Origin of the sequence: Jatrophihabitans sp. (assembly GCF_036388195.1) — a bacterium.
Lineage (GTDB): Bacteria > Actinomycetota > Actinomycetes > Mycobacteriales > Jatrophihabitantaceae > Jatrophihabitans_A.
In genome coordinates this window covers 1-23925 of record NZ_DASVSG010000051.1, presented here as the reverse complement: position 1 = coordinate 23925, position 23925 = coordinate 1, and the positions used below count along the sequence as shown (strand labels likewise).

Genomic DNA, 23925 nt, shown 5'->3' with positions numbered 1-23925 from the left:
CCTCACCGCCACCACTGTGGCGACCCCACCCTTCACCTCGACAGGGTCTAATCAAAAGGGAGAAAAGAAATGAACAAGATTTTTGCGGTGGCTGCAGCAAGCCTCGCCACTTTCCTCGCGATCGCCGCCAACGCGCCGGCTGCGTCGGCGGAGAACAACGAGTTCCTGTACTCAGGGAGCGGCAACGTTCTTCGTGCGACGCTCTACGAGCACGGGAACATGGGCGGTCACGCTATCTACTACTTCGGGTCAGGCAACTGCACCACTACGACAACGGACAACGACTTCAGCAAGTCCTCGATGCCCGGATCTCTCTGGAACAGCTGGAACAACCAGGTCAGCTCCTACCGTGACTACGCCAACTGTGACGTCAAGTTCTACGACGGCACAAACTTTACCGCCGCCAACACCGGCTGGCTGAACGGCGGAAGCGCCGGCCGAAACCTCAGCAGTGTCTGGAACGACCGTGCCTCCTCCTTCAGGGTGTCCTGACTGCCACAGCGCACCACCGTCCACGCACGGCCGCCCGCGAGCAGCGGGCGGCCGTGCCCAACATCGAAAGCAGCCATGACATGAAACGTTTCGCCACACTTCTGGTCCTGACCGCAGCCCTCACCGGCTGCACCAGCGGGATCACGAAACCAGCCGAGCCACCACTTGGCCCCCTCGCGCGGGTGACGTCGGCGCATGACATACGACTACCCCTGCAGGGGTACGAACTAACCCCACCTCAGGCAGAGACGCTGCATCAGGCCCGCCTTACCCTCAACCGGATCTGCGCCAGCCGATTCGGCGCGCCCTACACCGACACCACACCACCAACTCTGTCCGTCTCGATCGACATAGCATCCCGCAGGTACGGCATCATCGAGGCAAGCCATGCCAGTCGTTACGGGTACCACACCCCCACCAACAGCCGAAGCCACGCTGCCGATACTGAAGGAGCCGGTCACCTGGGGTGGCGACCCGGCCGTCTTGAACTGTCGGTGCTTACCGGCAGAGCGTCCAATGGAAAGCCACTGACACCGCACGAGCGGCCGACTGACGAGAAGGGAATTCCACTAGCGTCTGGAGGTTGCCTGGCCGAGACCGAAAGCCAGCTCAACGCTGGCCTTAGTCGGGTTGACCCGCAGTTTCTGCCGCATCTGCAAGGCGAGTCCTTCCGGCTGGCCGAGTCCGACTCACGGCTGCTGACCGCGTGGAGCACCTGGTCGAAGTGCATGCTGGCGCACAAGCACCACTACCAGTCCCCCTGGCAGCCCAACGACGAGGCGACCGGCGAGAACATCAGCGCAACAGAAAAGAAGACTGCGACCGACGACGTGGCGTGCCGAGTTCGCACCCGAATGACTGACACGTGGATGGCAGTCGAGAGCGCCTATCAAACGAGAATGCTCAGCGAGCACAAGAAGGGTCTGACCGCCCTGGCTGACTACCAAGCCGCCCTGCTCGACCGTGCTGAGGCGATCGTCGCTCACTGAGAACGCGGACGTGGTGCGCGTCGCTGAGATCATCAGCATGCGCAGGTCGAACACTCGGTCGAAGGAGATGCAGCCAGCCGCTTAGCGCGATACGGCTGGGCGCTGTTGAATGTGATAGTGACCGGGTTGAGCGTTCGTCTGCTGGGCCCGATGCAGGTGCGGCGCGACGGTCGGCTGCTCGTGTTTGACGGGGTGAAGCCGAAAGCGCTGTTGGCGATGCTCGCCCTGAATGCGGGCCGGGTGGTGTCAATCGGTCACCTGATCGACGCACTGTGGGGTGAGGCGCCGCCGGAGACGGCGGTCAATGCTGTGCAGGTGTACGTGTCGACGATCCGGCGGGCGCTGGAACCCGTGCCGCCCAATGCCGGGCAGCGCCGCTGCGGCGGGGAGTTGAGGAGGTCCGCTGGGGGGTATCTGCTGGATGTGCTGCCAGAGGCGGTGGATGTGCACCGTTTCCAGCAGCTGGCCAATCAGGGGCGGCAGGAGCTGGCGCAGGGTGACGCCGAGGCTGCGGCCACGACGCTCGAGCTGGCTTTGGGTTTGTGGGACGGTCCGGCGCTGGCCGACTTCTCCGGGTTGGATTTCGCGGAGTCGTACCGGACCGGGCTTGAGGCGCGGCGAATGGCGGCGGTCAGTGACCGGATCGAAGCGGACCTGGGCTTGGGACGCAGCATGGCGGTCATCGGTGAGTTGGAGGACCTGGTGCGGCGTCACCCGTCACAGGAGCGGCTGCTTGGCCAGCTGATGCTGGCTTTGTACCGAACCGGTCGACAAGCTGACGCGCTCCGGGCGTACGCCCGCGGCCGCGACGCGCTGGTGGCGGAGTTGGGACTCGACCCGGGCCCGGACCTGCGCCGCCTCTACGAAAGGATCCTCCGCCAGGACCCAGCACTGGCGCCGCTTGAGAGTGCAGCAGCGCCGAAGCCACCTGCCCAGCCGTCTGAGGTGGCCGAACGCCGGTTTACGCCGGTCGCGTCGCTGCCGATGCCATTGACCTCACTCGTCGGGCGCGTCCGGGAGGTTGAGGAGACCGCGCAGCTGCTGCGATCAGGAGAGGCTCGGCTGGTGACCCTGTTGGGCCCCGGGGGAACCGGCAAGACCAGGATCGCTGTGGCTGTCGCTCACCAGCTGACAGAAGACTTTCCCGACGGTGTCGTGTTCGTCGGATTGGCGCCGATAGGTAACGCAGCCGATGTCCTGCCGGAGATGCATCGGGCCCTGGGCGTGCCCGAAGAACCTGGTCAAACTCCCGTCCACAGCTTGCTCAGCCATTTACGCGAGCGGAAGACGTTGTTGGTGCTCGACAACTTCGAACAGGTCATGGACGCCGCCCAACAGTTGATGGTCCTGCTGCAGGGCGCTCCTAGCGTGACCCTCTTGGTCACCAGCCGTGCAGCTCTCAACGTCACCGGCGAGCGAGCGGTACGGGTGAGGCCCCTGCCACTGCCGGCTCCCACTGTCCCTTTGAAGGGAAACGAGTCGCGAATATATGAGTTGGTTGAGAGCTCGGACGCTGTGCAGATGTTTTTGGACCGGGCGGCAGCGGCGTCCGGTCTACGGCTCACCGTAGCCAACGCCACCGCTGTCGCAGCGATCTGTTCACGACTGGACGGGGTTCCACTGGCGTTGGAACTGGCTGCCGCTCGCACCACCATCCTGACCCCGGAGGCGATGCTAACCCGGCTTGAACACAGCCTTGCCCTGCTCGTCGCCGGGCCGCGCGACCTGCCACCACGCCAACGTAGCCTGCGCGCCACCTTGGACTGGAGCTGGGAACTCCTCGACCCCATCGAAGCAACCACTCTGGCGCAACTGTGCTTGTTTCCGGACGGTTGGACTGTTGAAACTGCCGAAGCAGTATGCGAGCCCGGCGGCTACGAAGTCCTGGAGACCCTCGCCCGCCTTCTCGACAAGAGCCTAATCCAGCCCGCCGGAGCTGGCCGCTTCACCATGCTGCACATCGTCCGCGAATACGCCGTCGAGATCCTTCACACCCGCAAAGACGCCGACCAAATCCACCACCGCTTCATAACCTGGGCCGTCAACTTCGCAAACGACCTTGACAAGGCCAGCCTGACTTATCAGACGAGCTTCCGTCCGCAGGCCACCGCAGACTTCGAGGCTGAACTGGCCAACCTCACCGCCGCGTTGGAAGCAACCGAGCGATTGCGGGACGCGGAGAGGTTATCCTCCTTGGTCGTTGCTCTTGGAGTGTTCTGGTACGAGTCTGGCCGCCTCCTTCAGGGGGAACGCTGGTTTCATGCTGCCCTGAAGCAAGACACGGCAGCGACTGACCGCGCCCGGTTCCTTCACACGTTAGGGGGCTACGCCTTGGTCGCGCACGGGAACCCGCTGAAGGCGGAGCAACACCTTATAAGCGCTCTGGACCTGTATCAGCAAGGCGGCAACACCAATCGCGCCCTAGGGGCGCGTCACACACTCGTGAACGCCCTCCGCTGGCAAGGGCGCACAGTCGAAGCTCTTCATGAATGTGAACAACTGGTCACGAAGGCACGTCAGGCCGGTTGGAGCGATTTGGCACTCCGGGCGCTGGATGCCGACCTTGGCGAATTGCATGATGAACTGGGTGTCCCGGCGAAAGCGCGACCACTCACGCTCGCTTACTGGAACGCGGCCGAGGCGGACGGCAGCTTTGACGATCGGGCGTTTGTGACGGCACAATTGGCGTTGTTGGCTCTCTCTGAAGCCAGTGAGGCGGCAGGCGTGTTGATTGAGCGCTGCCTCCAATTGGTTCGACATGCTGATGTCTCTGCCGTCGCCCGTGCCGATGTGCTCGAGATGCTGGGGATAGCGCAGATCGGCCGAGAGCGCCCACAAGCAGCCGCGACACTGCTGCGGGAAGCGGCGCGACTTATGTTGGAGACCGGCTATCGACTGCCCCTTGCCGACACGCTATCGGCTTTGGGTATAACAGCCGTACGAGTGGAGGAGCCGGACCTCCAACGCGCCGCACAGTTATTCGGGGCCGCCGCCGACATGCGGCACCGCAACGGGCTCGGAATGGTCTATCGACAGCTTCGCGAGGCCTACCTAGAAGCAGGGCAGGAGGTCAACCGCATCCTCTCGCCAGACGCCGTCCAACATCACTGGCAGCAAGGCGCCACCGCCAGCCGGTCAACCGCCGGCATCGCCGCACTAATTCAAGACCGCTCCTGACCTGAGACGGGCGCCGCCGTGCTCGACAGCGGTTGCACGATGACGGCCAAGAGAAATTCACGTCGACCAAGTGGCAATGCCGATTCAGATTCCGCAGTGCGGCATGTCCCCTACATGACGGAACACCCCGGCTGAGCGGTGGAGTCCCGGCCGGCTGAGCCGTGGATGGCAAGATGAGCCGGGTGACGGCGACGATTCTGGACGGCAAGGCCACCCTCGCGAAGATCAAGTCCGAGCTGAAGCAACGCCTCGCCGCGCTGGCCGAGCGTGGTGTGGTGCCGGGGCTTGGCACCGTGCTGGTGGGCGATGACCCGGGCAGCAGGTGGTACGTCTCGGCCAAGCACCGCGACTGTGCCGAGATCGGGATCGCCAGCATCCAGCGCGAGCTGCCCGCCACCGCGACCCTGGCCGAGGTGCTGGCCGTGGTGGACGAGCTCAACGCCGATCCGTCCTGCACCGCGTTCCTGGTCCAGCAGCCCACCGGCCTGGACGAGTTCGCGATCCTGAGCCGGGTCGACCCGGACAAGGACGTCGACGGCCTGCACCCGTACAACCTCGGCTCGCTGGTGCTCGGCCAGCCCGGGCCGTTGCCCTGTACCCCGATGGGCATCATCGAGCTGCTGCGCCGCTATGACGTGCCGATCGCCGGGGCGCACGCGGTGGTGATCGGCCGGGGCCTGACGGTCGGCCGGCCGCTGGGGCTGCTGCTGACCAGGCGGTCGGAGAATGCCACGGTCACCCTGTGCCACACCGGCACCCGGGACCTGGCCGAGCAGGTGCGCCGGGCCGACATCGTGGTCGCGGCGGCCGGGGTGCCGGGGCTGATCACCGCGGACATGGTCAAACCCGGAGCTGCCGTCCTGGACGTCGGCGTGAGCCGGGTCGAGGGCAAGATCGCCGGTGACGTGGCGGCCGGCGTGGCCGAGGTGGCCGGGTGCCTGGCTCCGAATCCCGGCGGCGTCGGTCCGATGACCAGGGCGATGCTGCTGGGCAACGTGGTCGCCGCCGCCGAGCGCCTGGCCGCGAGCTAGGCCCGCCGGTATGGCCAGCTCGTTCTCCAGCCGCGATCTCAAGGAGATCCCGTTCGGCGTGGTGCTGCTCATCGAGCTGATCGCCGTGCTGTCGATATCGGTGTTTCCGCAGCACTGGCTACGGGCGGTCGGGGGGATGGTCTTCGGAGTCCTGGTGGCCGGGTTCTTCCGGCTGACCCTCACCGATCAGCAGGCCGGCCTGCTGCGGGTGCGCCGGCGGAGCTTCGACGTCACCTGTTACTGGACGCTGGCCGTCCTGACGGCCGTGGTGGCCCTACTCCTGCCCCGATGACCCAGCGAGTCATGATACATTTTGTATCATGACTCGGATGGCCGAGGAGACTGAGCACGCTCAGCTCGAATTGGGACGGCTGAGCTTCGAGCTCTCCCAAGCCCGGCTGCGTCTCACCGAGGCGGTGGTACGCGCCTCGGAGGCGGGGTTGAGCCAGCGCGCCATCGCTGCGGCGCTGGGAACGAATCAAGTCGCCGTGCATCGCATGCTGACCCGTCACCGCGACGAGGACGTCCGGCTGCCCGCCCGGGTCCACTACGACCGGGCGGATGCGCGCTTTCACTATGAGCTGCACCGGGGGATCGCCCGTCACGTCCTCGATGGTGAGGTGCGGCTCGAGCGTGCCGAGGCTGAGTTGGAGCGCATGCGCAGCGCCGTGCAGGGGCCCTCGGCCGACCGCTGGCTGCAGAGATGGGCTGTCATCCTGAGGTTGCCGCCCGAGCGAATGGTCGCCGCCTTCCTGGTCGGCGGCGAGGCGGGTGAGGACCTTCGTCAGGTGAGCCCGCTGCTGGGCATTGTCAGCGAGGACGAACGCACCGCGGCCCTGAACCGGGCCTACTCCAGGTGAACCGGGTCGATCTGCTCCATCTGATCCGCGCGGCGTGCGACGTCCTCGACGTCGACGAGGTGGTCGTGCTCGGTGGGGGTCTGCCCGGAGGCTCACGATCTGTGCGTATCCAAGCTCTGCGCCTTCCGCGAGAAGGATCGGGAATTCGTCGGCGCTCTGGTCGGCGCAGGCATCGTGGAGGCGTCTACGCTGCGCGACCGGCTCGCCACCGTGCCCGGCGTCGATCCGACCGCTCTGATCCGTGCGGTGACCTGGTTGGACACCCTGTCCCGGTGAGGACGACTGGCTCGCAGTCACCATCCAGGCGCGCGGTAAGGTCCCCGGCATGACGAAAACTCCCGTGAATGTCACCGTCACCGGCGCCGCCGGCCAGATCGGCTACAGCCTGTTGTTCCGGATCGCGGCCGGCCAGCTGCTCGGCCCGGACGTGCCGGTCCGCCTTCGGCTGCTCGAGATCGCCCCGGCTCTCAAGGCCGCCGAGGGCACCGCGATGGAGCTGGACGACTGCGCCTTTCCGCTGCTGGCCGGCATCGACATCACCGATGACGCCCGGGCCGCCTTCGATGGCGTGAACGTGGCGCTGCTGGTCGGAGCCCGGCCCCGCACCGCAGGCATGGAACGCGGTGACCTGCTCTCGGCCAACGGCGGCATCTTCAAGCCCCAGGGTGAGGCCATCAACGCCGGCGCCGCCTCCGACGTCCGGGTGCTGGTGGTGGGCAACCCCGCCAACACCAACGCGCTGATCGCCGCCTCGCACGCGCCGGACGTGCCCAAGGACCGGTTCACCGCGATGATGCGACTCGATCACAACCGGGCGTTGAGCCAGCTCGCGAAGAAGACCGGCAGCACGGTGGACCAGATCCGCAAGCTGACGGTCTGGGGCAACCACTCGGCCACCCAGTACCCCGACATCCGGCAGGCCGAGGTGGCCGGCAAGAACGCCGCCGAGCTGGTCGCCGACCAGGCGTGGATCGAGAACGAGTTCATCCCCACGGTCGCCAAGCGCGGCGCGGCGATCATCGAGGCCCGTGGCGCCAGCTCGGCGGCCTCGGCTGCCAACGCCGCCATCGACCACGTCTATGACTGGGTCAACGGCACCGCCGAGGGGAACTGGACGTCGGTCGGCATGGTCTCCGACGGTTCCTACGGCATTCCCGAGGGCCTGATCGCCGGCTTCCCGGCGGTGTCGGTGAACGGCAGCTGGCAGATCGTGCAGGGCATCGAGATCGACGACTTCTCCCGGTCGCGGATCGACGCCTCGGTCGCCGAGCTGGTCAGCGAGCGCGATGCCGTCACGGAGCTCGGCCTGATCTGAGTTCCTCGCCAAGCCTGCGCAAAGGCCCGCCGCAGGCTCAGAGCTCGTGGAGCACGGCCTGCCGCAGGATGTCCAGGCCGAGCCCGCCCAGATCCAGGGCCCGGCGGTGGAACGCCTTGAGGTCGAAGTCCGCTCCCTCGCGGGCCCGGGTCTCGTCGCGCAGCTGCAGCCAGAGCCGTTCGCCGATCTTGTACGACGGCGCCTGGCCCGGCCAGCCGAGGTAGCGCTCCAGCTCGTAGCGAAGGAACTCCGGGGCCATGTTGGCGTGGCGGGTCAGGAACTGCCACGCCTTGTCGTAGGTCCACGCCCCGCCACCCACCTCGGCCGGCGCCGGCAGCCCGCAGTGCACGCCGATGTCGATCACCACCCGGGCCGCCCGCAGCGACTGGCCGTCCAGCAGCCCCAGCCGGTTGCCGGGGTCGTCCATGTAGCCGAGGTCGGCCATCAGCCATTCGGCGTACAGCGCCCAGCCCTCGCCGTGCCCGGACACCCACGACGCCAGCCGCCGCCAGCGGTTGAGCAGGTGCTTGCACTCCACCGACTGGGCGACCTGCAGGTGATGGCCCGGCACTCCCTCGTGATAGACGGTGGTCAACTCCCGCCAGGTGGAGAACTCGGTCACCCCGGCCGGCACCGACCACCACATCCGGCCCGGACGGGAGAAGTCGTCGGACGGGCCGGTGTAGTAGATGACGCCGGTATGGGTCGGCGCGATCCGGCACTCCAGCCGGCGGACCTGCTCGGAGATCTCGAAGTGGCTCTTGCCCAGCGCCTCGATGGCGGCGTCGGCCCGCTCCTGCATCCAGGCCTGCAGCTGATCGGGGCCGTACAGCTTGCGGACCGGGTCGGCGTCCAGGACCTTGATCGCTTCGGCCACCGTGGCGCCGGACTTGATCTCATCGGCGGCCTCGGCCATCAGCCGGTCGATCCGGTCCACCTCGGTCAACCCCCAGGCGTAGGTCTCCTCCAGATCCACCGCCGCGCCGAGGAACTGGCGGGAGAGCACCGGGTACCGCTCCGCGCCGACGGCATCGGCAGTCGGCGCCTGGCTGAGCAGCTCCTGGGCCAGGAAGTCGCGCAGCCGCTGGTAACCGGCCCGGGCGGCGTCCGCGCCCCGGTCCAGGTCGGCCTGCAGCGCGTCCGAGACCTGCCCCGAGCCGCCCGCGCCCGCGACGAAGGTGGCGAAGAACCCGTCGGCGCCGAGGTTGTCCTCGCACTGGGTGATGCAGGCCTCGACCTGCCGGCGCGGCGCGACATCGCCGCGGCTGGCGGCCAGCCTGAGCGACTCCAGGTAGCCGTCGATCGCCGTGGGGAGCGCGCTGAGCCGGCTGGCGATCCGGGACCATTCCTCGGCCGTGTCGGTCGGCATCAGGTCGAAGACGTCGCGCAGGTTCTGCACCGGGCTGGCGATGTTGTTCAGCTCCGACAGTGACATGCCCTGCTCGTGCAGGTCGTCCAGGACGGTCAACCGTTCGGTCATCGCCGCGATGGTGACCTTGTCGGTCTCGTCCACGGATGTGGCCTGGCGCAGCTCGCGCAGCGTCTGCCGGTTCAGGTCGGCCTGCGCCTGCAACCCGTCCGGGGACAGGTCAGACATCCGGTCGTCGTACCCGGGGACGCCGAAGAAGGTGGCCGCGAGCGGATCGAGCTCGAGTTGGGCGTCCAGATGGCGTTCGGCGAGGGCGTCCACGGGGGTGCGGTCGCGAGCCACAGCGCCGGCGGCCCTGGCGTCGCCGGCAGATGAGGGGGTCATGCCTGTGAAACTAATACCCAGGGCGAATCGCAGCCAAGACGGCCCGGATGCGTGGCGAGGCCCGCCCGGGCTGCGGGCCAGGCCCGCCCGGGCTGCGGGCCAACTCTGCTCCGGCTCGCGCAACTCTGCTCCGGCCGCGGGCCAGGTCGTGCAGGGCCCACGCCAGCCGGATCGGCGGCAGGTCGATCACCTAAACTCACAACTCTCAGCGCTGCCGGAGTCTCCCGGCGCCGCGTGGCGAGCACTGGCGAGAGGCGATCGATGTCGAAGATCAAGGTGGTAGGTACCGTCGTCGAGCTGGACGGCGATGAGATGACCAGGATCATCTGGCAGTTCATCAAGGACCGGCTGATCCATCCGTACCTGGATGTGAACCTCGACTACTACGACCTGGGCATCGAACATCGCGACGCCACCGACGACCAGGTCACCATCGACGCCGCCGAGGCCATCAAGCGGCACGGGGTCGGCGTCAAGTGCGCCACCATCACCCCGGACGAGGCCAGGGTCGAAGAGTTCGGCCTGAAGCAGATGTGGCGCTCGCCCAACGGGACCATCCGCAACATCCTGGGCGGGGTGATCTTCCGCGAGCCGATCATCATGTCCAACGTGCCGCGGCTGGTGCCTGGCTGGACCAAGCCCATCGTGGTCGGCAGGCACGCCTTCGGCGACCAGTACCGCGCCACCGACCTGGTGGTGCCCGGTGAGGGCACCCTGACGCTGACCTTCACCCCCAAGGACGGTGGCGAGCCCACCGAGCTCAACGTCTTCGAGTTCCCGGGCGCCGGGGTGGCGCTGGCGATGTACAACCTGGACGCCTCGATCCGGGACTTCGCGCGGGCGTCGCTGAACTACGGCCTGCAGCGCAACTACCCGGTGTACCTGTCCACCAAGAACACCATCCTCAAGCGCTACGACGGCCGCTTCAAGGACATCTTCGCCGAGGTCTTTGAGTCGGAGTTCAAGGCTGACTTCGAGGCGGCGGGCCTGACCTACGAGCACCGGCTGATCGACGACATGGTGGCCGCCGCGCTGAAGTGGGAGGGCGGCTACGTCTGGGCCTGCAAGAACTACGACGGCGACGTGCAGTCCGACATCGTGGCGCAGGGGTTCGGCTCGCTGGGCCTGATGACCTCGGTGCTGGCCACCCCGGACGGCAAGACCGTCGAGGCGGAGGCCGCGCACGGCACCGTGACCCGGCACTACCGGCAGCACCAGAAGGGCCAGCCCACCTCCACCAACCCGATCGCCTCGATCTTCGCGTGGACCCGGGGCCTGGCACACCGCGGCAAGCTGGACAACACCCCCGAGGTGACCGGCTTCGCCGAGACCCTGGAGCGGGTCTGCATCGAGACCGTCGAGTCCGGCCAGATGACCAAGGACCTGGCGCTGCTGATCTCCAAGGACACCCCGTGGCTGACCACCGAGGACTTCCTGGCGGCCATCGACGAGAACCTCAAGAAGGCGATGGCCTAGGTCTTGTTCCGCGGCAGATGAGCCAGCCGGATCAGGACCTGCTGCTGTCGATCGACGGTCCGGTCGCGACGCTGACCATCAACCGCCCGGCCAAGCGCAACGCCCTGACGGTGGCGATGTGGCGGCGGCTCGCCGAGATCTGCGCCGAGCTGGACGCCGACCCGGGCCTGCGGGTGCTGGTGGTGACCGGCGCCGGGCCGTCCTTCTGCGCCGGCGCTGACATCAGCTCGCTGTCGGAGGACGAGGCGGTGCTGAAATCGGTGGTGGAGGCCGCCGAGCGGGCGTTGCGCGATCTGGCGGTGCCGAGCATCGCCAAGATCCGCGGGCACTGCCTCGGCGGCGGCAACCAGATCGCGGTTGCCTGTGACCTGCGGGTCGCCGACAGCACCACCAGCTTCGGGGTGCCGCCGGCCAGGCTCGGCGTGATCTACCCGGTCGGCTCGACCCGGGCGCTGGTCGAGCTCGTCGGCCCGGCGGCGGCCAAGCGGCTGATCTTCACCGCGCAGCCGATCGACGCGGCGCAGGCGTTGCGGATCGGGTTGGTGGAGCAGGTGGTCGAACCCGCTGAGCTGGACGCGGCGGTTGCCGAGCTGGTGGCGACGATGCTGCCGCTGGCGCCGATGACCCAGTTCGCGGGCAAGGAGCTCATCAACCTGATCGCCGGCGGCGGGGACGCCGACACGGCGTTCGAACGGTGGGCAGCCCAGTGGCGGTTGTCTGCCGACGGGACGGAGGGACCGCAGGCGTTCCTGGCCCGCCGGGCGCCGGTGTTCAGCTGGCGCCGGGAGCCGACCGATCCCGGGCCGCGGTGACTGAGCTGCTGGACCGGGCCGCTCACACCGCGCTACTCGGCCGCCCGCTCACACCGCGCTGCTCGACCGCCCGCTCAACCGTGCCGCATGGACGCGAAGCTGCCGGTTAGCTGAGGGTGCTCACCAGCCGGGATGACCCGTCGGGGTTGGGCCGGACCTGGATCTGGTCGGCGATCCGGCGCTTGATCTCCTCGACGTGGCTGACCACCCCCACGGCCCGGCCCCCTTCGCGCAGGCTGTCAAGCACGGCGAGCACCTGATCGAGGACATCCGGGTCGAGGCTGCCGAACCCCTCGTCGATCAGCAGGGTGCCGAGGTCGACACCACCGGACTCGGCGCGCACGATGTCGGCAAGCCCCAGGGCCAGCGACAGCGAGACGTAGAAGGTCTCGCCGCCGGACAGCGTGCCGGGGTCCCGGGTCCGGCCGGTGTGCAGGTCCAGGATCCGCAGCCCCAGACCGGAGCGGGAGTTGCCGGTGCGCTCGGAGGTGTGCTCTAGCTCGTACCGGCCGCCGGAGATCCGGCGCAGCTGGGAATTCGCGGCGCTGACGATCTCGGTGAACCGGCGCACCAGCACGTAGGTGGTGAGTTCCATCTTGAGCTGGTTGTCGCCGAGGCCGGCCACCAGATTGCCGATCCGGATCGGGACGGCGGTCTCGGCCAGCACCCGGGCGCCACGGCGGACCGCCGCTTCGAGCCGTTCGGCGTGGCTGACGGCATCGGCGAGCCTGCTGGCGGCGGCGCCGTGCTCGGCGGATGCCGCCGCTTCAGCGGCCTCGGCCGACCGCAGCTGCTCGGTGAGCTGGGCGAGATCGGCCGGTGGCGCATCGAGCTGCGGGTCGGTCAGCTCGGCGGCGGACAGCCGGCCACCGACCTCGTCCAGCCGCTGCTGGTAGGCCCGGATCCGGGCTCGCAGCTCGGCCACTTCGGAGCTGCTGCGCCGGGCGCGGTCCCAGGCAGCCAGCTCGTCGAACTCGGCGTCGGTCAGCGCGGCCTGGAATCGCTGGCGCGCCTCGGCCTCGGCGACCGCCGCCGTGGCCACGGCCGAGCTGGCGGCGGCGGCCTCGTCGAGCAAGGCCAGCTGGTTGGTCAGCGCCGTCACTCGATCGGCCACGCTGGGGTAGTCCTCGCGGGCTTCGGTGACCACCTTCAGGTTCTCGGCGATGGTGTCTGTCAGCGCGGCGCAGCGCTCGGTCAGCCGGGTCTCGGCCACCGCCGCCTGGTGGGCCTGCTCAGCCTGGGCGGCTAGCTGCTCGGCGATCTCGGCGAGCTCCTCGTCCAGGTCGCGCTGTCGGTCGGCGGCCGCCTGGGCTGCTGCGAGACCGGCGTCGGCCTGGTCGAGCTTGGCCTGCGCGCGCTCGGGGGTCAGTTGGTCGGCCCTGATCTGGAGCTCGAGAAGCTCGCCCCGTTGCTCGGCCAGTTCCACCCGGCGGGTCTCCACCTGGGCGGTCAACCGGCGCAGCTCGTCCTCGGCGGAGTTGACCAGCTCCTGGCTGACGTGGCCATCGGTGGGCCGGGCCGGTTTCGGGTGCTCCAGCGAGCCGCACACCACGCATTCCTGGCCGCTCTGCAGAGCCATGCCCAGCTCGCTGGCGATGCTGGCTCGCCAGCTGAGCCGCAGCGCGTCCAGCCGGGCGCGCTGGCCCTCGGCGGCATCGAAGAGCTCTTGGGCCAGCTGTTGGTTCTCCGCCGCCACCTTGGCCGCGGCCACCGCCTGGCGCGCGGCGGCCAACCGGGTCTGGGCGCGGTCCCGTTCGGCGGTCAGATCGGCCAGCCGCCCGGCTGCCAGCGCCGCCTGGTTGCGGGTCTCGGTCAGCTCGGCCTGGCGGAGCGGCAGCTCGGCCAGCCGCTGCGCCGCCCGCTCGCGCAGCCGGCGTTGCGCCGCCAGGTCGTGCTGGAGCTGCTGGTGGTCGGCCTGCTGGCTGCTCAACCGCCGCTCCCGGCTTACCGCATCAGCGAGCGCGCCCAGCGTGGTCTGGCCGCGGGCAGCCTCGGCGCGCAAGCCGGCCCCCGGCAGCTCCCGCAGCGGTTCGGCCAGGCGCGCCCGGGCAGCGGCGGCCTCGTGCTCAGCCTGCTCGCACCGGGCGCCGGCCAGTGCCAGCGCCTCGGCGGCCGGCAGCACCCGCAACGCGCGTTCGGCCGCGGCGAGCTCCGCGCAGGCTGCCTGGTGCGCGTCTCCCTCGGCCAGCAACCGCTCCCGCTCGGCCCGCAGCTGCCCGCGCACCGCCCGGCGAGCAGCCAGGTCCTGGGCCCGCTGTACCTCCGCTGCCGACTGCGTCCGGGCCTGCGCCGCGCCCGCTCGCCGTTCGTCGGCAGCGGACACGACCGCCGCCAGCTGCTCTCGCACCCCGGCCAGCAGCGCAGTCACCCCCGCGCAGTCCCCGGACTCGCAGTGCCCGGCCAACTCCCCGACCACGTCCTCGGCCAGGCCGGTGGCGCCGGCGAGCGCATGCACCGCCTTTGCCACCGTGGCGTTGGTCGCCGCCCGTCGCTGCTCGGCGGCCCGGCGGCCCTCGACCAGCGCATCCTGGGTGCGCGCCAGCAGCTCGGTGCCGAACAGCCTCTGCAGCAGGGCCCGCCGGTCGTTCGTGCTGGCCTGCAGGAAGTTGGCGAACTCGCCCTGGGGCAGCAGCACGGTCTGCACGAACTGCCCGTGGGTGAGCCCGACCGCCCGGGTGATCTCGTCCTCGGTGTCGCCGAGGTTGGCCGACAGCAGGACGCCGCCGTCCGGCTGGTCCAGGGAACCGAGCCGCCACAGCTTGACGGTCATGTGCGCCGGGGTCGTCCCGGCGCCCTTCTTCTTCGGTCGCTGATGGCTCGGGGTGCGCCGGATCCGGAACAGCCCGCTCTGGGTCTCGAAGATCAGCTCCACCACCGGCTCGCAGGACGGCGGCGCGTGCTGGGACTTCAGCCGCTCCACGGTGGCCGACCGCTGCGCCAGCTTGCCGTACAGGGCGAAGCTGATCGCGTCGAGGACGGTGGACTTGCCGGACCCGTTGGGGCCTTCGAGCAGGAACAGCCCGCCCGCGCCGAACTGGCTGAAGTCGATCTCGACGTGGTCGGCGTACGGCCCGATCGCGGTCATGCTGAGCCGGTGCAGCCGCATCAGCCACCGCCTGGCCGGGCCTCGGCGAGGGAAGCGGCCTGATAGGCCTGCTCGAACAGGTCCAGCTCGACCCCTACCGCCGCGAGCCCGGTGACGTGCTCGATGAAGTCGGCGCCGAGCTGGCGCGGGCTCGGCGCCAGCGTGGTGATCGGCATGCTTGCGCCGGCGGGCCGCGCGCCGGCCGGCTGGTGCAGCACCTGCAGGACGTGCGGGTAGTGCGACTTCACCCGCTCGAACAGCTGGTCCGGACGGGACCGGTCGGTGACGACCAACCGGACCCAGTCCTCGACGTGCCGGTCATCGGCCAGCAGCTCGGTCAACGTGCCGGTCAGCTCGGCCATCGCGCGTGGCTGGCGCAGCGGCGCCGCGGTGACCCGGGCCGGGACGCCGGGGGAGAGGTCGACCAGGGAGACCGATTTGGTGTGCGCCTGCTCGGAGAAGGAGTACCGCAGCGGCGAGCCGGAGTACCGCAGCACGACATCGGCCGAGCCACGTGGCTGCTGGGCGCCGTGCAGGTGCCCGAGCGCCACATAGTCCACGCCGTCGAAGGTGCTGGCCGCGACGCTGTCCACGCCGCCGACGACGATGGACCGCTCGCTCTCACTGGGCGAGCCGCCGACCACGAAGGCGTGCGCCACCACCACCGACCGGGTGCCCGGTGGCCGGCTGGCCAGGTCGTGGCGGACCCGCTCCATCGCCGCGGCCATCACCGCCTGGTGCGAGCGCTCCAGCGGCTGGTCGCCCGGCGCCAGCGCCACCCGCGCGGCATCGGGGTCGAGGTAGGGCAGCGGGTAGACCGCGACCTGCCCGGCGCCGTCCTCCAGCAGCACCGGCCGGCCCACGGACGCCAGGTCGGTCCGCAGCCGGAGCCGCTCGGTGAACAGCTCGGCGCCGAAGCCCAGCCGGATCGCAGAATCGTGGTTGCCGGCGGTGACGATCACGGTGGTGTGCTTGATCAGCTCGGCCAGCGTGCTGGCGAACAGCGCGACCGCCTCGACCGGGGGAACCGCCCGGTCATAGACGTCACCGGCGATCAGCACGGCCTCGATCGGAACGCCGTCGGGCGGTTGCGCGACCAGCCGGCAGATCTGGTTCAGCACGTCCCGCTGGGCATCGAGCAGGTCCACGCCGTGCAGCGTGCGGCCCAGATGCCAGTCGGAGGTGTGCAGGAACCGCATGCGAAGAAAGCTACAAGCGCCCCCCGACAGAATCGCGCAGCGACTCAGCCGGGCGACCCGGACACCGCCGGCGGCTCAGCCCTGGGGCGCGGCGTCAGGTCAGCCGGTGCGCGCCAGCCTCGGCCGTCACCGAGAAGCTGACCGGCTCGACATAGTCCCGGCCGGCGTAGGCCGCTGCCACCGCGAGCGCGCCGGCCCGGGCCTGGGCCGGTTCCATGAGCCCGATCACGCAGCCGCCGAAGCCGCCGCCGGTCATCCGGGCGCCGAAGGCGCCGAAGGCCAGCAGCACCTCCACGGCCAGGTCCACCTCGGGCACGGTGATCTCGAAGTCGTCGCGCATGCTGGCGTGCGAGGCGGTCAGCAGCGGCCCGATCTGGCGCAGCTGGCCGGTGCGCAGCAGGTCCGCGCAGGCCAGCGTCCGGTCGTTCTCGGTGATCACATGCCGGGCCCGCTTGCGCAGCGTCTCATCCGGCAGCCGGTCCATCGCCTCGCCCAGCTCCTCCAGGCTCAGGTCGCGCAACGCCGGCACGCCCAGCAGCCGGGCGGCCTCCTCGCAGGCAGCGCGGCGCTCGCCGTACAGGCCGTCGGTGAGCTGGTGCGGCGCCTTGGTGTCGATCACCAGCAGGGTCAGCCCGGCCGCCTCCAGATCGAAAGGGACCGGTTCCACCGCCAGCGTGCGCATGTCGCACAGCAGCACCCGGCCGCGCTCGCCGAAGATCGAGGCCAGCTGGTCCATGCCGCCGGTGGGGGCTCCGACGAAGTCGTTCTCGGCCTGCCTGGCCAGCGCCACCAGCTCCGGCCGGTCCAGGCCGAGGCCCAGCTGGTCGTTGAGCGCGGCGGCTACCGAGCATTCCAGCGCCGCCGAGGACGACAGCCCGGCCCCGGGCGGCACGTCCCCGTCGACGCTGATCGACAGGCCGGGCAACTGATGGCCGCGTTCGGCGATCGCCCACGCCACCCCGGCGGCGTAGCCGGCCCACTCGTCCGCCCCGGTCAGCACGCCGGGCCGCAGGTCGGCCAGCGCGATCTCCACCGGAGCGTCCCGCTGGGCCGACACCACTTCGAGCACCGGCTCGGCCAGTGGCGAGACGGTGGCGGTGCAACCCTGGGGGATCGCCATCGGCAGGCAGAAGCCGTCGTTGTAGTCGGTGTGCTCGCCGATCAGGTTGACCCGGCCCGGAGCCCGCCAGGTGGACTCGACCTGCTCGGCCGGTTCGGACGTGCTAGCCATTGCCGCTCCCTGTCGCGCCGGCGACCTCCGGGCGCAGTCGCTGGAAGAACTCCCAGGCGTCGGCGACCATCCGGTCCAGGTCCCGGGTGGGCCGCCAGCCCAGCTCGTCCGCCGCCTTGTCGTTGGAGGCGATCAACACCGCCGGGTCGCCCGGCCGGTTGGGCGCGTCCACCGCCGGGGTGGGCCGTCCGGTGATCCGGCGTACCGACTCGATGACCTCGCGCACCGAGGAGCCCGACCCCGAGCCGAGGTTGCAGATCAGGTGGCTGCCCTGGCCGTCGCCGGCCCGGGCGCTGGCCCGGTCCAGCGCGCGCAGGTGGGCATCGGCCAGGTCCAGCACGTGGATGTAGTCGCGGACGCAGGAGCCGTCCGGCGTCGGGTAGTGCACCCCGTTCACCTGCAGCTCCGGACGCAGGCCGGCCGCGACCTGCAGCGCGATCGGGATCAGGTGGGTCTCGGTGGCGTGCCGCTCGCCGTAGGAGCCGGCCGAGTCGTCAGAGGCGATCCGGGCGCCGGCGACGTTGAAGTAGCGCAGGCTGACAGCGGAGAACCCGTGCGCAGCGGCATAGCTGGTCAGCATGTGATCGACCGCCAGCTTGCTCGCCCCGTACGGGTTGGTCGGCCGGGTGGGCGAGGACTCCAGGATCGGCACCGTATCCGGCTCGCCGTAGGTCGCCGCGGTGGAGGAGAACACGATGGCGCCGACGTCGTGGCGGCGCATCGACTCCAGCAGCGCCAGGCTCCCGGCGGTGTTGTTCTGCCAGTACAGCTCGGGCGCGGTGACCGACTCCGGCACCAGCGACTTGGCCGCGAAGTGCACCACCGCGTCGAACTGCCCGCCGGCCAGCACCGGGTCGGCCTCGGTGATGCTCGCCTGGACGAACTCCGCGCCGGCCGGAACCGCGTCGGCGTGCCCGGTGGACAGGTTGTCCAGCACGGTGACCTGATGGCCGGCGTCGAGCAACTCGGCCGACACCACGCTACCGATATATCCGGCGCCGCCGGTGACGAGTACACGCATGGTGGTGCCGGCTTTCCATTCGGGTTATCGGTGACATTCGACCCTACACTCGCAGAAGTTGCCCGGCGAAGACACCGATGAGAGCCAAGGAGCGCCCCCAGCGATGAACAGCATCGTGCTCAATATCTGCATCGTGCTGGGGCTGATCATGATCGAGGGGCTGTTCGTCAGCGCCGAGATCGCGCTGGTGTCGCTGCGCGAAGGCCAGGCCAAGGCGATGGCCGAAGCCGGCCGGCGCGGCCAGGCGGTCACCCGGTTGCTGGCCGACCCGAACCGGTTCCTGGCCGCCGTGCAGATCGGGGTCACTACGACCGCGCTGCTGTCCTCGGCCTTCGGCGCGGTGACGCTGTCGGAGTCGGCCAAGGACGCGCTGGTTCGCGTCGGTGTCGGCCAGACGCTGGCCAGGGTGATCGGCATCGTCGGGGTCACCATGGTGATCTCCTTCGTCACCCTGATCGTCGGCGAGCTGGCCCCCAAGCGGATCGGCCTGCAGCGGCCGGAGGGCACCGCGTTGCTGTTCGGGCCGACCCTGGACCGGGTGGCGATGCTGTTCCGGCCGCTGATCTGGCTGCTGTCGAAGTCCACCGACCTGGTGGTCCGGGTGCTGGGCGGTGACCCGCACGTCGGCCGCGACAGCATCAGCGAGGAGGAGCTGCGCGGTCTGGTGGCCGCGCACGAGTCGCTGACCACCGACGAGCGGCGGCTGATCGACGACGTCTTCGCCGCCGGCGAGCGATCGGTCAGCGAGGTGATGATCTCGCGTACCGAGGTGGTCTTCCTGGAGGCCGGCATGACGGTCAGCCGCGCGGTGAAGCTGATCGGGGACTCGCCGCACTCCCGCTATCCGGTGATCGGCGAGAGCAATGACGACGTGCTGGGCTTCGTCCACATCCGGGACCTGATCACCGGCGGTCCGGGGGTGGATCCCTCGGCGGACCGGTCCCGGGTGGTCGGCGAGCTGGTGCGCGAGGTCAAGGTGCTGCCCGGCTCGAAGAAGGTGCTGGTGGCGTTGAGCGAGATGCGCCGCGAGGGACACCACCTGGCCATCGTGGTCGACGAGTACGGCGGCACCGACGGCATCGTCACGCTGGAGGACCTGATCGAGGAGGTCATCGGCGATATCCGCGACGAGTACGACTCCGAGGACTCCTCGGCCCGCCGGCTGACCGGCGGGATCGTCGAGGTGGACGGCCGCTGCAACCTGGACGAGTTCGCCGAGTACGCCGGCTTCGAGCTGCCCGATGGCCCGTACGAGACGGCCGGCGGCTTCCTGATGGCCCGGCTCGGCAAGCTGCCCGCGGTCGGTGACCGGGTGGAGATCAACGACCACCTGGTCCAGGTGCTCGAGGTCGAGGGGCGGCGGGCGTCCCGGCTGCGGGTCGAGCCGCTGCCCGATCCCGAGGCTGCCACGGCGGCCAGCTGACGGGGCTGACCCTGAGGCTGACCCTGAGGCTGACCTTGAGAACCGCCCGTACGCGGTGGCGGTTCGGGCGACTGAGGTGCTTAGGTGGCATGTGCCGCCCGCGTAGAAATTGGCTCTCGCAATCGCTGGTGAACTGGCGCCCCCCGGCCGATGATAAGAACTGGATAGCCTGAAAAAGCAGCAACGCCAGCGTTCTTGATGAGGAATTTTCTGTGTCACAACCGCGATACGCCCCTCGCCGGGCGCGTCTGAAGTTGTCGCTGACCCGAACCGTCACCAGTGCGGCCACGCTCGCGGCGTTGGCTCTGGTCTGCGGCCCGGCGTTGGAAGCCTCCGGCGACGGCTCCGTCACCCAGGCGGCAGCCATCAGCACACCGGAGGCCACCGGCAGCGTCACCGGCAGCGTCACCGACGTCCCGGCCCAGGAGCCGGCGCGCTGGAGCGGCCTGCTGCCGATCCGGCCGTCCCGGATCGCGAAGGTGACCCCCGGCAGCACCACCGACGCCCCGGTTCTCAAGGCCGCCGTGCTCGGCCCGCCCGGTGTCTCCGGAGCGCTCGGCATCCCGCTGATGGTGCTGCGGGCCTACCACCAGTCCGCCGACCGGCTCGCGGTCGAGCAGCCGTCCTGCAAGCTGCCGTGGTGGCTGCTGGCCGGCATCGGGCACACCGAGTCCGGGCACGCCGAGTCCGGCCGGCTGACCGCTGACGGCGCCACCCGTGGCCGCATCCTCGGCCCGCGGCTCAACGGCGGCATCCCCGGCGATGCGATCATCACCGACACCGACAAGGGCCACTACGACGGCGACAAGGTCTATGACCGCGCCGTCGGCCCGATGCAGTTCATCCCCTCGACCTGGGTGCACTGGGGCGCGGACGGCAACGCCGACGGCAAGATCGACCCGAGCAACATCTTCGACGCCACCCTGGCCGCCGGACGCTATCTCTGCGCCCACGACCGCGACCTGGCCACCCCGGCCGGCCTGCGCGCCGCCGTGCTGAGCTACAACCACTCCGCCCCGTACCTGGCCACCGTGCTGGCCTGGGGCACGGCCTACCGGGACGGCGCCTCGGCGGTGCCGAACAGCCCGCTGCCGGTCGTCAGCGACGTCACGCAGGTCCGGCCGCCGAGGTCCAGCCGGCCGCCGAAGCCGACCACCAACCCCAGCAAGCTGCCGAGGCCCGGCCACACCTCGACGCCGACGAGCTCGCCGCCTGCCGGATCGTCCTCGGCCGGCACCAGCCCGTCCGGCTCGACGTCCGGTTCGGCCACCGCCAGCCCGTCGGGGACGGCCAGCTGCCCGTCGGCCAGCCCGTCGCCGACCGGGTCGGAGTCCAGCACCAGCGCCGGGGCGGAGTCGACGGCCACCCAGCCGCTGACCGGCTCGACGTCCGGTTCGGCCACCGGCAAGACGGCCACCGCGACCTCGAGCTCCAGCCCTGCCGGCAAGGCGAGCGCCGCGACGTCCAGCAGCCGGGTCCAGTCGGCCACCGCCCAGTCGAACACCGGCCAGTCATCGGCCCAGTCGTCCGCCTCGGCCACCGGCAGCGCGACCGCCTCGCCCAGTGCGAGCAACTGCGCGCCATGACCTTTCCGCTGGCCGGGCGCTCAGCGCGCCCGTCCGGATGGAATGATGTGGTTTCGTGAGCAACCAACCGCGCGTCCTGTCGGGCATCCAGCCCACCGGCGAATCCATGCAGCTGGGCAACTACCTCGGCGCGGTGCGGAACTGGGTCCAGATGCAGGACGGCTTCGACGCCTACTACTGCGTGGTGGACCTGCACGCGATCACCCTGGACCCACCGGAGCCCGCGGCGCTGCGGCAGCGGACCCGGATCGTGGCCGCCCAGTTGCTCGCCGCCGGCCTGGACCCGGATCGGTGCGCGCTGTTCGTCCAGTCCCACGTCCCGGAGCATCCGCAGCTGTCCTGGGTGCTGGAGTGCCTGACCGGCTTCGGCGAGGCCAGCCGGATGACCCAGTTCAAGGACAAGTCGGCCAAGGCCGGCGTTGACCGGCAGGGGGTCGGGCTGTTCACCTACCCGATCCTGCAGGCCGCCGACATCCTGCTCTACCAGGCCGATCAGGTGCCGATCGGCGAGGACCAGCGCCAGCACCTGGAGCTCACCCGCAACCTCGCCCAGCGGTTCAATGCCCGCTACGGCCAGACCTTCGTGGTGCCCGAGGCCTACATCCCCAAGGGGGCGGCCAAGATCCTGGACCTGCAGGACCCGACCGCGAAGATGTCGAAGTCCCGGCCCGAGGCCGGCACCGTCTACCTCTCCGACGAGCCGGCGGTGATCACCAAGAAGGTGCGCCGGGCGGTCACCGACACCGATGGCGAGATCCGGTACGACCCCGAGCGCAAGCCGGGCCTGTCCAACCTGCTCGCCATCCATGCCGCGTTCACCGACGCCGGGATCGACTCGGTGGAGAAGGAGTTCAGCGGGCAGGGCTACGGCGCGTTGAAGAACGCCGTCGCCGAGTCGGTGATCGCGTTCGCCCAGCCGTTCGCCGCCCGCAGCCGCGAGCTGCTGGACGACCCGGCCGAGCTCGACCGGATCCTGGCCAAGGGCGCCGAGCGGGCCCGGGCGCTGGCCTCGGTCACCATGGCCGACGCGTACGCCAAGGTCGGGTTCCTGCCGGCAGTCGTAGGCTGACTCGGATGGGTAACCGGATGACGGTGGGCGTCGCCCTCGCGATACCCGAGCCGCACGCCGCTGTGCTGGCCGGCTGGCGCCGCCGGATCGGGGACCCCGAGGCCGACAAGGTTCCCCCGCATGTGACCTTGCTGCCGCCCACCGAGATCGAGGCCGATCAGCTCGAACTCGTCGAGAAGCACCTGGCCGAGGCCGCCACCGCGGTGTTGCCGTTCACGATGAGGCTGTCGGGCACCGGCTCGTTCCGGCCGGTCTCGCAGGTGGTGTTCGTGCAGGTCTCCTCCGGCATCGCCCAGTGCGAGCTGCTCGAGCGCGCGGTGCGCCGCGATCCGATCGTCCGCGAGGTGGAGTTTCCCTACCACCCGCACGTCACGGTCGGCCACGATCTCGCCGACGAGCGCCTCGACGAGGCGTATGAGGGGCTGCAGGACTTCGTCGCCCAGTTCCGGGTGGAGGCGTTCACGCTGTACACCCAGAACGGCGACGGCGCCTGGCGTCCGCATCGCGAGTACCCCCTGACAGGTTTGTAGAGCCGTGCCGCTTCCGGCGGCGCTGACCCGGCTTCGCTCCGGCGGCGCCCGGCGTTGGGAGGCGCTGCGGGCCAGGCCCGGCATCGCCCACCTGGTCGCCGCCTATCAGCACTACCAGCGCAACCATGGCAACGACCTGGCGGCCGCCATCACCTACTTCAGCTTCCTGGCGCTCTTTCCGCTCGTCCTGCTCGGTGTCTCGGTCACCGGGTTCGTGCTGGCGTCCCGGCCGGACCTGCAGAGCGAGCTGTTCAGCCACCTCAGCTCCGACCTGCCCGGCGCGTTCGGCGACACGGTGCGCCAGACGATCCAGGGCGCCATCGACAAGCGGGCCGGCGTGGGGGTGATCGGCCTGGCCGGCGTGCTGGTGGCGGGCCTGGGCTGGATCGGGAACCTGCGCATAGCGATCGACGCCGTCTGGGGCCTGCCGTTCACCAAGCGTCCCTTCCTCCGGTCCAAGGCAGCCGACGCCCTGGTGCTGGCCGGCCTGGGCATCGGGGCTGCGATGTCGGTGGCCGTCACCGCTGGCGGCACGGCGGCCAGCAGCCTGGTGCTGCGCAGCCTGGGGCTGGACGGCGTCCCGGGCGCCGGGACCGCCACCTGGTTCCTGGGGATCCTGCTGGGCATCGCCGGCAGCATGGTGATCTACGGCTGGCTGATGATCGAGCTGCCCGAGATCCGGGTGCCCCGGCGGATCGCGTTGCGGGCGACCCTGCTCGCCGCGGTCGGTTTCGAGGTGCTGAAACTGGTCGGGACGTTCTACATCGCCAGGATCACCGGCTCGCCGGCCGGCGCGGTGATCGGGCCGGTGGTCGGGGTGCTGGTCTGGATCTACCTGGTCGCGCGCTACCAGCTGTTCTGCGTGGCCTGGGCCGC

The 23925-nt window shown here is 69.9% G+C and carries 20 protein-coding genes; 15 read left to right on the top strand and 5 right to left on the bottom strand.

Annotated features, from left to right (window positions below; genetic code table 11):
- The first annotated feature begins 69 nt into the window (after nucleotides 1-69).
- The 8 genes from VF612_RS04820 to VF612_RS04785 all read left to right on the top strand — a co-directional run bounded on the left by VF612_RS04820 (nucleotide 70) and on the right by VF612_RS04785 (nucleotide 7864).
- Nucleotides 70-492 carry a hypothetical protein gene (locus VF612_RS04820; protein WP_408658715.1) on the top strand — a complete coding sequence of 141 codons (423 nt, stop codon included), beginning with the start codon at nucleotides 70-72 and terminating at the stop codon, nucleotides 490-492.
- Nucleotides 493-545: 53 nt separating this feature from the next.
- Entirely contained in the window at nucleotides 546-1481 is a 936-nt protein-coding gene (locus VF612_RS04815) for a hypothetical protein (RefSeq protein WP_408658714.1), read from the top strand.
- 117 nt (nucleotides 1482-1598) lie between these two features.
- Nucleotides 1599-4658, top strand: coding sequence for an AfsR/SARP family transcriptional regulator (locus tag VF612_RS04810; protein WP_408658713.1), 3060 nt, complete (start codon nucleotides 1599-1601; stop codon nucleotides 4656-4658).
- Nucleotides 4659-4840: 182 nt separating this feature from the next.
- Nucleotides 4841-5689: a bifunctional methylenetetrahydrofolate dehydrogenase/methenyltetrahydrofolate cyclohydrolase gene (locus tag VF612_RS04805; RefSeq protein ID WP_408658712.1), complete on the top strand. Its 849-nt coding sequence runs from the start codon at nucleotides 4841-4843 to the stop codon at nucleotides 5687-5689.
- Between the two features lie 10 nt (nucleotides 5690-5699).
- Nucleotides 5700-5981: a DUF3017 domain-containing protein gene (locus VF612_RS04800; protein WP_408658711.1), complete on the top strand. Its 282-nt coding sequence runs from the start codon at nucleotides 5700-5702 to the stop codon at nucleotides 5979-5981.
- A 37-nt stretch (nucleotides 5982-6018) separates the two neighbouring features.
- Nucleotides 6019-6549 carry a hypothetical protein gene (locus VF612_RS04795; protein WP_408658710.1) on the top strand — a complete coding sequence of 177 codons (531 nt, stop codon included), beginning with the start codon at nucleotides 6019-6021 and terminating at the stop codon, nucleotides 6547-6549.
- Nucleotides 6550-6621: 72 nt separating this feature from the next.
- A complete protein-coding gene (locus VF612_RS04790; protein WP_408658709.1) occupies nucleotides 6622-6825 on the top strand; it encodes a hypothetical protein in 204 nt (67 codons plus the stop codon).
- 49 nt (nucleotides 6826-6874) lie between these two features.
- A complete protein-coding gene (locus VF612_RS04785) occupies nucleotides 6875-7864 on the top strand; it encodes a malate dehydrogenase (RefSeq protein WP_408658708.1) in 990 nt (329 codons plus the stop codon).
- Nucleotides 7865-7901: 37 nt separating this feature from the next.
- On the opposite strand, the gene VF612_RS04780 is transcribed toward VF612_RS04785, so the two are convergent.
- Nucleotides 7902-9617 carry a DUF885 domain-containing protein gene (locus VF612_RS04780; protein ID WP_408658707.1) on the bottom strand — a complete coding sequence of 572 codons (1716 nt, stop codon included), beginning with the start codon at nucleotides 9615-9617 and terminating at the stop codon, nucleotides 7902-7904.
- A gap of 261 nt (nucleotides 9618-9878) precedes the next feature.
- On the opposite strand from VF612_RS04780, the gene VF612_RS04775 reads away from it, so the two are divergent.
- Nucleotides 9879-11093, top strand: a complete 1215-nt coding sequence (locus VF612_RS04775; protein ID WP_408658706.1) for an NADP-dependent isocitrate dehydrogenase — start codon at nucleotides 9879-9881, stop codon at nucleotides 11091-11093.
- 17 nt (nucleotides 11094-11110) lie between these two features.
- Nucleotides 11111-11905, top strand: a complete 795-nt coding sequence (locus VF612_RS04770; RefSeq protein WP_408658705.1) for an enoyl-CoA hydratase/isomerase family protein — start codon at nucleotides 11111-11113, stop codon at nucleotides 11903-11905.
- A gap of 106 nt (nucleotides 11906-12011) precedes the next feature.
- Here VF612_RS04770 and VF612_RS04765 read toward each other — a convergent pair whose 3' ends face one another.
- The 4 genes from VF612_RS04765 to galE form a co-directional block, all read right to left on the bottom strand.
- Complete coding sequence (locus VF612_RS04765; RefSeq protein ID WP_408658704.1) at nucleotides 12012-15011, bottom strand: AAA family ATPase; 3000 nt, start codon at nucleotides 15009-15011, stop codon at nucleotides 12012-12014.
- Complete coding sequence (locus VF612_RS04760; protein WP_408658703.1) at nucleotides 15011-16189, bottom strand: exonuclease SbcCD subunit D; 1179 nt, start codon at nucleotides 16187-16189, stop codon at nucleotides 15011-15013. Before VF612_RS04760 ends, VF612_RS04765 begins: the two co-directional genes overlap by 1 nt.
- A gap of 94 nt (nucleotides 16190-16283) precedes the next feature.
- The gene (gene galK, locus VF612_RS04755; protein ID WP_408658702.1) at nucleotides 16284-17420 is read right to left on the bottom strand and encodes a galactokinase; all 1137 of its coding nucleotides are present in this window, start codon (nucleotides 17418-17420) and stop codon (nucleotides 16284-16286) included.
- Complete coding sequence (gene galE, locus VF612_RS04750; RefSeq protein WP_408658701.1) at nucleotides 17413-18441, bottom strand: UDP-glucose 4-epimerase GalE; 1029 nt, start codon at nucleotides 18439-18441, stop codon at nucleotides 17413-17415. Before galE ends, galK begins: the two co-directional genes overlap by 8 nt.
- Before the next feature lie 103 nt (nucleotides 18442-18544).
- Here galE and VF612_RS04745 point away from each other — a divergent pair, with 103 nt between their 5' ends.
- The 5 genes from VF612_RS04745 to VF612_RS04725 all read left to right on the top strand — a co-directional run.
- Nucleotides 18545-19864: a hemolysin family protein gene (locus VF612_RS04745; RefSeq protein WP_408658700.1), complete on the top strand. Its 1320-nt coding sequence runs from the start codon at nucleotides 18545-18547 to the stop codon at nucleotides 19862-19864.
- Nucleotides 19865-20163: 299 nt separating this feature from the next.
- Nucleotides 20164-21450, top strand: coding sequence for a lytic transglycosylase domain-containing protein (locus VF612_RS04740; RefSeq protein ID WP_408658699.1), 1287 nt, complete (start codon nucleotides 20164-20166; stop codon nucleotides 21448-21450).
- 55 nt (nucleotides 21451-21505) lie between these two features.
- On the top strand, nucleotides 21506-22519 hold the full coding sequence (gene trpS, locus VF612_RS04735) for a tryptophan--tRNA ligase (protein ID WP_408658698.1): 1014 nt from the start codon (nucleotides 21506-21508) through the stop codon (nucleotides 22517-22519).
- A 5-nt stretch (nucleotides 22520-22524) separates the two neighbouring features.
- Nucleotides 22525-23049, top strand: a complete 525-nt coding sequence (locus tag VF612_RS04730; RefSeq protein WP_408658697.1) for a 2'-5' RNA ligase family protein — start codon at nucleotides 22525-22527, stop codon at nucleotides 23047-23049.
- A gap of 4 nt (nucleotides 23050-23053) precedes the next feature.
- Nucleotides 23054-23925, top strand: an 872-nt coding sequence (locus tag VF612_RS04725) for a YhjD/YihY/BrkB family envelope integrity protein (RefSeq protein WP_408658696.1), incomplete at its 3' end; no start/stop codon positions are given.